1 protein-coding gene and 1 pseudogene are annotated in these 2,021 nt (G+C 31.2%); one reads left to right on the top strand and one right to left on the bottom strand.

Annotated features, from left to right (window positions below; genetic code table 11):
* Window positions 1–627, top strand: a pseudogene (locus ACFIO3_RS12170) (ribonuclease E/G); the annotation flags it as partial.
* Between the two features lie 74 nt (window positions 628–701).
* On the opposite strand, the gene ACFIO3_RS12165 reads toward ACFIO3_RS12170, so the two are convergent.
* Window positions 702–1,313 carry an invasion associated locus B family protein gene (locus ACFIO3_RS12165; RefSeq protein ID WP_375608379.1) on the bottom strand — a complete coding sequence of 204 codons (612 nt, stop codon included), beginning with the start codon at window positions 1,311–1,313 and terminating at the stop codon, window positions 702–704.
* Between the last annotated feature and the right edge of the window lie 708 nt (window positions 1,314–2,021).

Raw genomic sequence — 2,021 nt, 5'->3', positions numbered from 1 at the left:
CAAGATAATAGTTTTCATCAGATTCGCGTTCCTTATGCAGAACCAGTGGGAGATTTTGCTAAGCAAGCTTTAGCAGAGATTAAAATAGCGCATCGTAAACGTCGTGTTCCATCTTCTAAGTCTTTTGAATCTGAAGAAATAAAAAATGATATACAAGCTCTAGATATACAACAACAAGATGAAACAACAAAAGTTGACACAAGTATTAAACCTAAAAAACGTAAAACACATTCTTCAAAAGCAGAAGAAAGTCAACTTTCTCTAGAGAATGATCAAAATGTCACAGGACAAAAATCTCTTGAAGAAAAGCCTAAAACCAATTCTGCACGTAAACTTAAAACAAAAAAAGCAGATAAATCTATTCATGAGTTAGAGGGTAAAACTCCTGAAAATAGTAAAAAATCAACACGTAGAACACGCAAAAAGTCATCCTCTAAAGAGATAATGCAAATACAAAAAACATTAGAGAAAGAAACTGCAATGGAGATGAAGAAAGTTGTCGAATCCTCTCTTTCCCAAATTGCAGAAACAATCAATCAACCCGTTGTTATCTCATCAACATCTAACGATAATCCCAAAACTGAGCGTATTGGTTGGTGGAAACGTAGAACTCTTTCAAAAAATTAAGAAAATAAAAACCGCCACAAAAAATGTGGCGGTTTAAATAAACAATTATAAAAAAGTTTTAACCAATTCTATGGTTATTTTTGTTTTGCTTTTTCTTGCTCAGCCCGCATACGCTCTTCAATTTCTTTTTGCTTTGATTGAATAGCCTGCTGAAGCTTTATTTGTTCTTGTTGGAAATCTTTTTCTTCCATACCAGGACCGGTATAAGCAGCTGTAAATCCATTCAGAGAAAATTCAATAGGATTAGCTGAACCACGAAAATTAACTGTAGTTACAACCATTTTTGTACCACTTTTCATAGCTGCTATAAGCTTATCATCTAAAACATCATTGGCAATACAACTTGGTCCATTACAAATCACATAAGGGATTTTTTTAGAGAAATCATCACCAATTTTAATATGAACACCTTCTGGCAAAAAACGACCTGTCGGCACTTGAATGCCTATACGTTTTTCATTTTGCTTCCCTTTTATTTCAACAAGATTAAAAGCCGTTAAAGGTTGTCCCGTATTCGATAATACAGTATTCATTGTATTACAAATATCAACATCATGCTGCTTACTACAAACTTTGTACCAACCTTGCGATAAAGTTTGCGCATTTGCAGAAATGCCAGCTATAAGAAAAAGGGCAGCGGCTCCAATTAATACTGAAACAGCAGAATAAATATTTTTATGCGACATGATTAAGTTAATCCTTTCAACGCGCTCTTAAGTAAATTCAAAAAAATATTAAATATAATTTTAACTTAAATTTATTAAATTATAATGAAATAAAACTATTTTATTGCTTTTACTTCAATATTTAAAAAAAAGTCAAATTTAGAGAAAAAATTATGACGAGCCCTTTAAACTTTTATATACTCATCAGCTTTCCCCTCTTTATCACACTGGTGTTTAATGTAATTTATCCACAAAACACCTCTGTGCATTTAAACTAAGATTACACAAACGAATCAATATTGCAATATCAATTAAAATAAACTATCATGCTCCTTAAAAAACTTACTCATTTAAACTTTTTACACTGATTACTCTCCACATTAAGTTTATGAAGCTTTAGAAACAAGTATTGTAATGCATGAAACTCCAAAATGTCAGATAAAGCAATCTTTATAAAAAATTAAGGCTATTTTCCAAATAACTTACCTTTTTAATTTGAAATTATGACTCCACTACTAAAAAAGAAAAGATGATTTTTTTCTTTCAAATTACTCTATTGTTGATATCGTTTTTGAATGCTTTTTTCCCCTTGTTTTTACTTTTCATTATAAATCTGAAAGTGCTATAAAGTGATATCACTTAAAAAAAGGACTTCTAATGGTAAAGATCAAAGTAGAAAACCCCGTTGTTGAACTTGATGGGGATGAGATGACCCGCATCATCTGGAAA

This window comes from Bartonella sp. AD328YNZD (assembly GCF_042196425.1).
The sequence above is the reverse complement of the archived record's forward strand: the minus strand, read 5'-3'. Positions and strand labels throughout refer to the sequence as shown.

Bases quoted from the DNA above. Each gene is read 5' to 3' on its own strand.
- ACFIO3_RS12165 (WP_375608379.1), bottom strand. From the start codon at position 1,313: ATGTCGCATAAAAATATTTATTCTGCTGTTTCAGTATTAATTGGAGCC.